We start from the raw sequence: 8,204 nt of genomic DNA on the forward strand, positions 1-8,204 counted from the left end.
CTGCTGAGCGGGGCGAAGCCGTCGCAAAGTTCGTGAACACCCGCTCCCCGGCGTGCGTTTGAGCCGTATCGTGGAGACAGCCAAACCGTCTTGAGGATGGCCCAAAAAGCGCAGGGGGAGACCGTGGCGCTGACCCATGAGCCGACCGCCCCGTACCACTCGGCCCAGGACGCCCTGCGCGTCCTGGAGACCGTGGCGCGGCACTCCACCGGTGTCACCGACGCCGAGCTGGCCCGCCACACCGGCCTCGGCACCCAGCGGCTGACCTCGCTACTGCGGATGCTGCGCCGGGAGGGGTACGTCGAGCAGACCCTCGACGGCGCGTACGTCACCGGGGCCGCCCTCAGCCGGCTCGGCTCCGCCCAGGGCCACGAGCAGGCGCTGCGCGAGCAGCTCCAGCGCACCCTGGACCGGCTGCGCGACTCGGTCGGCGCCGCCGTCTACATCAGCCGCTACATCGACGGCGAGGTGCGGGTCACCCAGTGCGCGGCGAGCGCGCTGGCGCCCGCGGTGCACGAGTGGGTGGACTTCCGCTCCGCGGCGCACGCCAGCGCGGTCGGCAAGAGCCTGCTCGGCCAGCTCGACGTGAACGGCCGCCGGGACCACCTGGCCCGGTACAAGATGGCCCGGCTCACCTCGCGGACGATCACCAGCGAGAAGGTCCTGCTGTCCCGCCTGGACGCCCACCCGCCGACGGTGCCGGTGCTGGACCTGCAGGAGTACGCGGTGGGCACGGTCTGCGCGGCCGTCCCGATCACCGCGGGCTCCTCGGTCGGCTGCCTGGCCCTGTCCCTGCCGGTCCAGCACGCCCACCGGCTGCGACAGGCGGCGGAACGGCTGAACAGGGGCGCGGCCCCGGTGGTCCTGTCCCTGACGATCTGAGTGATCCAGGAGGCACGGAGATGGGTCACCGGGGTGGTCACGAGCACCCCTGCGGAGCAGGTAGTATTTCTTTTGTCGCCGGGGCGAAAGCCGAAAGCGACGGAGTCTGCGCCGCTAGCTCAGTTGGTTAGAGCAGCTGACTCTTAATCAGCGGGTCCGGGGTTCGAGTCCCTGGCGGCGCACGATGGCGATGGCGAGGTGTGTTCGCGGAAAGCGCGAACCGTCCTCGCCATCTCTGTTTCTGCGCGGCTCCGCCGCGCGTGGCGGGGGCTTCGCCACCCACACCCCCACCCCGGTCGGCCACAGACGCCGCCCGGCCCGCACGGCACCGCGTTCGCGCAAAGCGTGAACCATCCCCACCCTCTCCGTTCCCGCGCAGCTCCGCCGCGCGATGTGGGGGCCTCGCCACCCACACCCCCATCCCGGTCGGCCACAGGCGCCGCCCGGCCCGCACGGCACCGTGTTCACGGAAAACGCGAACCATCCCCACCCTCTCCGTTCCCGCGCAGCTCCGCCGCGCGATGTGGGGGCCTCGCCACCCACACCCCCACCCCGGTCGGCCGCAGGCGCCGCCCGGCCCGCACGGCACCGTGTTCACGGAAAACGCGAACCATCCCCACCCTCTCCGTTCCCGCGCAGCTCCGCCGCGCGATGTGGGGGCCTCGCCACCCACACCCCCACCCCGGTCGGCCACAGACGCCGCCCGGCCCGCACGGCACCGCGTTCACGGAAAACGCGAACCGTCCTCGCCATCTCTGTTCCTGCGCGGCTCCGCCGCGCGTGGCGGGGGCCTCGCCACCCACACCCCCACCCCGATCGGCCACAGACGCCGCCCGGCCCGCACGGCACCCCTCCCACGCGGCGGCCCCCTGATCCAGTCGGGGTCCCTACCGCCCCAGCAGCCCCTCCCGTCCATGAGCGCGGTACTCGGTCATGAGCTGAGCCAGGTCCTCCTCGGTGAGCCGCCGATAGGCCGGCTCCCCCTGCGGCCTCCACCACACTGGGTCCGCACACCGGAACCCCTCCCGCCGCAGCCCCACCCGATGGATCTTGTTGGTGGCCGTGACCGGCATGCGTTCCACGATCCGTACGAAGCGGGGGGCCATCTTCGTCCCGAGGTCCGGCTGGGCGAGCAGGAACGCGGCGAAGCCGGCCGGCTCGAAGCCGCCGGCGATCGTCGCCATCACCTGGTCCCCGGCCACCGGGTCCGGCACCGCGTAGACCGCCACGGCCGCAGCGGCCTCGTAGCGCGCGAGGATGTTCTCGATCATCGCGGTGGCCAGGTTCTCACCGTCCACGCGCAGCCGGTCGTCGGTGCGGCCCGCGAAGTAGAGGTAGCCGTCGGCGTCGCGGTAGAAGAGGTCGCCGGTCCAGTACCAGCCGCCCCGGGTCCGTTCGGCCTGAGCCGCCGGGTTGCGCCAGTACCCCTCGAAGGCGCCCCGGCCCCGGTTGACCAGCTCCCCTATCGCCTCGTCCGCGTTCAGCAGGCGGCCGTCCGCGGTGAGGACCGCGGGCGGGCACTCCGTACCGGTCTCCGGGTCGACGACGGCGAGGTCGTCGCCGGGGGCTGCCCGGCCGATCGCCCCGGCCGGGGTGCCGGGCGTGCGCTGGATCGCCGCCCCGCCCTCGGAGGATCCGTACCCCTCCACCAGCCGCACCCCGAACCGCTTCTCGAAGGCGGCGGCGTCCACCACACCGGCCTCCGTGCCGAAGCCGAGCCGCAGGGGGTTGTCCCGGTCGTCGGGCCGCTCCTCGGTCGCGAGGACGTAGCTCACGGCCCGCCCGACATAGGTGAAGTACGTCGCCCCGTACCGCCGTACGTCGTCCAGGAATCCGGACGCCGAGAAGCGGCGCCTGAGCGCGATGGCGGCGCCCGAGACCAGCGCGGGCGCCCAGCCGGCGATCACCGCGTTGCCGTGGAACATCGGCATGCAGAGGTAGTGGACGTCGTCGTCCCGCAGCCGGAAGTGGTCCACCAGGGAGCGGCCGGCCGCCGCGAGCCGCCCCTGGGTGCAGATCGCGGCCTTGGGGGCGCCGGTGGAGCCGGAGGTGAAGTAGAGGAGGAGGCGGTGGGCCGGAGTGGCCTTCGCGGCGTCCGGCGCGGCGCCCGCGTACCCCGCGAGAAGGTCCTCGTAGGCGTCGGTGCCGGTCACCAACAGGCGGAGGCCTGGCAGGTCCAGTCCGTCGAGCAGAGGCAGATGGGCACGCTCGGTGACGAGGACCTGACACTCGGTGTGCTGAATGTCCCGGACCAGTTCGGGACCGCGCCGGGTCGGATTGATCCCGGCGACGGCCGCGCCCGCCAGCGCCGCCGCGCTCAGCCACAGCGGATACTCGGGCGTGTTGTCGAGCAGCATGCCCAGGTGCGGCTCGGCCCCCGGCGACAGCAGGTCGGTGAGCAGCGCGGCCCGGGCCGCCGCCCCCGCGGCCGTCTCGTGCCGGCTCAGCGCCCACCCCTCGAACCACAGCCCCGGCCGGTGATCACCCCACTGATCCAGCACCAGCTCCGCGACCGTATGCCTCGTGGACTCCATGGAGGCGCACGGTAACTGACATACCGTCAGTTGTGGAGGTCCACGGCGACCGTGGTCATGAAGCCGACGCAGAACAGGACGATCCCGAAGACGAAACCCAGGACGCCCGCGGTGACCACCGCCTGCCGGCCCCGCCTCGGCGGGCGCGCGGTCGCCACGACCCCCTCACAGCCCTCGGCGTAGTGGACGGTGACGATGTCGCCCTCGACCGTCGTCCCCGGGCCGCCCTCCTCCTCGAACCGGATCCGGGAGCCGTCCCGCGCCGTGAACTCGTAGACGTGGTGCAGCGTCGTGCGCACGGAGGTGTCGTTCCGGCCACCGTGGACGGTCGCGTACGCCTTGAGGCAGCGCGCTTCGGCCGTCAGTCCGCTGTTCCACGCGCTTCTGATCTGCAGCCAGCGGTACACCACCCGGTACGCCAGGGAGCCGGCCGCGGCCATGATCAGTACGGGTACGACGTAGAGCATCGCGTCCATGGATTCCCCCCAGGTCGGATCAGGTCTGGTCGCGCACACCGGCGCGGTCGTCGCCGGTGTGCGCAACCTACCCGTGGGGGGTGGCGGATCGGCTCAAGCAATGCTCAGAGCTCGGGGTGTGGGGAGCCGGGTTCAGAACGTGACGTCCGCGCAGGAGTAGAAGGCGTTGCCCGTGTCCGCGATCGTCCACACCCCGAGGATCACGTGGTGGCCGCTCAGCCCGGTCGGCAGGGTACCGGTGTGGGTGAGCGTGGACGGCGGACGCTGACCGTTGTACGGGACCGTCAGGAAGGGGGTGAGGTTGAGGTCCGCGCGGGTCAGGGGGTGGTTCTGGTTCCAGCCCGGTTTGGTGACGTAGTACCGGAAGTCGGTGGTGGCGTGCGGGGCGGTGAACTGCCAGCGGAAGGTGTAGCTCTGCCCGCCGGTCACCTTCGTCGTCGGCCAGGGCGCGCCCGAGGGCGTCCGCGGCTGGTCGAGCGCGCCGAAGTTGGTGTGGTTCGCCGAGCAGATCCGGCCGTCGTCCGGGCCGGCGGCCGGGAAGCCCTTGGGGCCCTCGACGCTCTGCGGCTCCCATTGGATGTCACCGCAGCCGGTGACGATACCGCCGTTCGCGGCGCACATCTTCTGCCTGCTGAGGGGCTGGTCGGTGTAGCCGTGGGCGCTCGCGCCGCCGGTGGAGAGCACGAAGGCTCCCGCGGTCGCGAGGCCCAGCACGGCGGCGTACAACCTGGTCCTGGTGCGCATGCTGCCGCTCCTTGTGAACGTGGGGGAGTTCAGTGAGCCGTGCAGGTCTAGACCAAGTCTCAGATTATGGGCGAACGTTGAACGTGTCCATACCAATCACAGAGGCCGCTTCGCACCGCCGTGGCGGGCGACGTGTTTCGGTCGGCGAGCGCGCCGTCCCGGTCGGCGAGCGCGCCGCCTCGGTAGACAGGCGCGCCGTCGTCGGCGAGCGCGCCGCCTCGGTAGAGAAGCGCGCCGTCCCGGTCGGCGAGCGCGCCGCCTTGGTAGACAGGCGCGCCGTCCCCCGGTCGGCGGGCGCGCCGTCCCGGTCGGCGAGCGCGCCGCCTCGGTAGACAGGCGCCGCCGTGGTCACAGGCGGCGCCTCCCCAGGTGACGCCCGTTTCACCCCCCGTCGCCGGCCCGTCCCGTGCAGAATGCCACCGTCAAGTCCCGCACCAGCGCCTTGCGTTCGTAGTCGTCGAGTTCCACCAGGCCCCGCGCGGTCAGCCGGGTCACCGTGTCCTCCACCGAGTCCAGGACCGAACCGATCACCGCGTCGCGGTGCTCCGCGTCGAACGCGGCGATACGGCGCCGCTGCATGCGGGCGGCGACCTCGGGGGCGTACTCGATCCGGGCCGGCCGGACCGAGAACACCTCCAGGCCGGCCGGCGCCACGTCCGCCGCGACCAGCCGGGTCAGCGTGTCGCCGACCGCCTCCACATTGCGCAGGCTCACCACGTCCGCCACCGCAGGCAGATCGGCGGGCACCTGCGGCAGCACCCGTGCGAGCGCCGACTCGACGCACTCCCGCAGATAGGCCTCGTGGTCGTCGATGCCGAACACGGCGCGCACGGTGTCCCTGACCTGCCAGGTCACCAGCACCACCACGCGCAGCGCGACCCCGTTGGCGTCGACCGCGGGGATCGGCTCGCTGCGCCAGTGGCGCAGCCGTACGTCGACCCGGCGGCACAGCACCAGCGGGTTGACCCACATCAGGCCGGTGTGACGGACCGTGCCCCGGTAGCGTCCGAACAGCGCGAGGACCCAGGCACGCCCGGTGTCCCCGCGGCTGAGCCCGCCGAAGCCGAAGAGGAGGAGCGCGCCCGCGACGACGTACGCGGCCCACTGAGCGAGCCCGAGCCTCGTGCCCGAGACCGGCGGCAGGTTCAGCGTGCGCACCACGGCCGACGGCAGGACGCCCGCCCACCACGAGGCACCCACGCAGCCGGCCGCCCCAGCGAGCCCGGCCAGCAGGCCCACCGCCCAGGGCAGCACCCGGGCGGGCCGTTCGACCAGTTCGGGGTTCACCGTCGGCACGTGCCGCCGGGAGACTGCGGGCACCTGGACCCGCGGCTGCTCACCGGTGCCGAGCCGCCGCCGTACGACGGTCGGGGCGAGCGGCAGCGGCTCGGTGGCGGTGTCGGTGTCGGTGTCGGGGCCTTTCCGGAACAGCAGGTGCACCGGGATCTCGGTGGTCGACTCGCTGTGGATGACCCGGCCCGGCCGCGCGTCGGCGCCCTCCGGCTCATCCTCGCGCTCCGGGGTCGATGATGTCGTCGTACTCATTCGTGCCTCCACACGTCAGGAGAAGAGCCGTCGCCAGGTCTCCGGCCCCGGAAAGCCGTCGGCCTCGCGGCCGTTCCAGCCCTGGGCGCGCTGGAAGGCCTCCACGTTCCGCCGGTCGGCCTCGCTCCAGCGGGCGTCGGGGCCGTCGGCGTAGTGCGTGTCGAACCCCTTCTCGACCAGCTTCCGGCCCAGCAGGGTGACATGCGGGTTGTCCGCGCCCGGCCGGAACCTGTCCCGGCCCGGGTAGCCGGGCACCGCCGGCGCGGGGGCGCTCCGCAGCCCCGGGGCACCGCCACGGATCCGGTCGAGGGACCGGCCGAGGGACCGGCCGAGGGACCGGCCGGGGGTCGCCGCCGGGGGCGCGCCCGTCTTCGGCGCCAGGTGGGCCCAGTCGTCGGGGTCCGGCAGTCCGGGGACACCGGTTGCTGCGGGAACCGGGGCGGCGCCTGGGCCCGCTGGAACGTTTGGGGCGCTCGGCGCGCTCGGAGCTCCTGGAACCGCGGGAACATCAGAGACGCCCGGAACATCGGGAACACCAGGAACAGCGGGAACGCCGGAGACGTCGGGCTGCCCTGGAGCGGTGAGCCCGGGGGCCGACGCCTCCTTGCCCGCGGCGGTCTCCTTGGTCTCGACCACGTTCTTGTAGCGGTAGGGCACATAGCGGCCGGAATTCGACCAGTACGCGTACGGGGTGACCTTCCGCCGAGCGGCCGGCGGGGTCTGCTCGTAGGCGATGTACTCCTTGTGCGTGTAGTCCGCCCAGCCACCGAAGATGACGACGTGTGAGCCCTTCTCCGGATTGTCAGGATTATGAAAGAGGAGAATGTCACCCGGCTGCAGCTGGTCCTTCGTGATGCGCACGCCGAACTTGTCGAGGCTGCCCGTCCATTCGTTGGAGCCGAGCTTCCAGGCCATCGAGACGAAGCCGGAGCAGTCCTGCCGGTAACCGTCGGACCAGTAGTCGTCCATGCTGTACGGAACCCGGGCGTCGATCCACTTCTTGGCCCGGTTGATGATGTCGGCGCGGGTCGTCGTGGCCGCAGCGCTCAGGTTCGCGCCGCCGGCCGGGCCGTGCAGCGGCGCGGTCTTGCCCTGCGGGGTGTCCGGGGGCTGGTCACTCGCCGGGACACGCGGCGTGATCGGCGCGGTCGGCGCGAGCGGTGCGTGGGCGGCTGCACCGGCGGGCGTCGCCTGGATCGCACCCAGCGCCGTGCCCGCGGCGGCGGCCAGCGCGAAGGCCCCGCGGGCCGTCGGGCGACGGGTCCCCCTGACAGCGGAGGAAGGGGGGGTGACGCGGCGCCGGCGCACACAGCCGGGGCAGTCGCAGTCGGTCGCGGGCTCGAATTCCTCGAATACCGGTTTCTCCATGCGATGTCCTTCACACTCCCTGTCGGCATCCGGGGGAATTTGTACCCTTAGTCGCCTTAGTACTCTTTTCTGCACATCCGTCAGTTACCCACGCGAACAGGGAAACCGCGGGATGACGGGCCGAATGATGTACGGGAAGTCATTCGCACGGGTACCGGCCGCTCCGCACGGAGCCCCGCCCTCGAGCCCGGGGGTGGTCCGGAGCACCCTCCGGCATCGGGTAGAGTTCTCCAGGTCAGCAGGCGCCGCTAGCTCAGTTGGTTAGAGCAGCTGACTCTTAATCAGCGGGTCCGGGGTTCGAGTCCCTGGCGGCGCACGATGGCGATGGCGAGGTGTGTTCGCGGAAAGCGCGAACCTCCTCGCCATCTCTGTTTCTGCGCGGCTCCGCCGCGCGTGGCGGGGGCTTCGCCACCCACACCCCCACCCCGGTCGGCCACAGACGCCGCCCGGCCCGCACGGCACCGCGTTCACGGAAAACGCGAACCATCCCCACCAGCTCCGTTCCCGCGCAGCTCCGCCGCGCGATGTGGGGGCCTCGCCACCCACACCCCCACCCCGATCGGCCACAGACGCCGCCCGGCCCGCACGGCACCGCGTTCACGGAAAACGCGAACCATCCCCACCAGCTCCGTTCCCGCGCAGCTCCGCCGCGCGC

6 protein-coding genes and 2 tRNA genes are annotated in these 8,204 nt (G+C 72.3%); 3 read left to right on the forward strand and 5 right to left on the reverse strand.

Features of this window, described 5'->3' with window-relative positions; genetic code table 11:
- Nucleotides 1-123 precede the first annotated feature (123 nt).
- Both ACFYZJ_RS15050 and ACFYZJ_RS15055 read left to right on the forward strand, forming a co-directional pair.
- On the forward strand, nt 124-882 hold the full coding sequence (locus tag ACFYZJ_RS15050) for an IclR family transcriptional regulator (RefSeq protein ID WP_388567647.1): 759 nt from the start codon (nt 124-126) through the stop codon (nt 880-882).
- 108 nt (nt 883-990) lie between these two features.
- Nucleotides 991-1,064 (forward strand) — tRNA-Lys (locus ACFYZJ_RS15055).
- Between the two features lie 705 nt (nt 1,065-1,769).
- Here the strand turns inward: ACFYZJ_RS15055 and ACFYZJ_RS15060 are convergent.
- The 5 genes from ACFYZJ_RS15060 to ACFYZJ_RS15080 all read right to left on the reverse strand — a co-directional run bounded on the left by ACFYZJ_RS15060 (nt 1,770) and on the right by ACFYZJ_RS15080 (nt 7,549).
- A complete protein-coding gene (locus ACFYZJ_RS15060) occupies nt 1,770-3,416 on the reverse strand; it encodes an AMP-binding protein (RefSeq protein ID WP_388567379.1) in 1,647 nt (548 codons plus the stop codon).
- 26 nt (nt 3,417-3,442) lie between these two features.
- The gene (locus ACFYZJ_RS15065; RefSeq protein WP_388567382.1) at nt 3,443-3,892 is read right to left on the reverse strand and encodes a hypothetical protein; all 450 of its coding nucleotides are present in this window, start codon (nt 3,890-3,892) and stop codon (nt 3,443-3,445) included.
- Between the two features lie 132 nt (nt 3,893-4,024).
- Nucleotides 4,025-4,636 carry a lytic polysaccharide monooxygenase gene (locus tag ACFYZJ_RS15070; RefSeq protein WP_388567384.1) on the reverse strand — a complete coding sequence of 204 codons (612 nt, stop codon included), beginning with the start codon at nt 4,634-4,636 and terminating at the stop codon, nt 4,025-4,027.
- A 381-nt stretch (nt 4,637-5,017) separates the two neighbouring features.
- Nucleotides 5,018-6,181: an SPFH domain-containing protein gene (locus ACFYZJ_RS15075; RefSeq protein WP_388567387.1), complete on the reverse strand. Its 1,164-nt coding sequence runs from the start codon at nt 6,179-6,181 to the stop codon at nt 5,018-5,020.
- 15 nt (nt 6,182-6,196) lie between these two features.
- Nucleotides 6,197-7,549 (reverse strand): peptidoglycan-binding protein, encoded by a 1,353-nt coding sequence (locus ACFYZJ_RS15080; protein ID WP_388567389.1) that lies wholly within the window; start codon nt 7,547-7,549, stop codon nt 6,197-6,199.
- Between the two features lie 242 nt (nt 7,550-7,791).
- Here ACFYZJ_RS15080 and ACFYZJ_RS15085 point away from each other — a divergent pair.
- Nucleotides 7,792-7,865 (forward strand) — tRNA-Lys (locus tag ACFYZJ_RS15085).
- Nucleotides 7,866-8,204: the final 339 nt, after the last annotated feature.

The organism is Streptomyces sp. NPDC001848, assembly GCF_042891915.1.
In the GTDB taxonomy this organism is placed as follows: domain Bacteria; phylum Actinomycetota; class Actinomycetes; order Streptomycetales; family Streptomycetaceae; genus Streptomyces.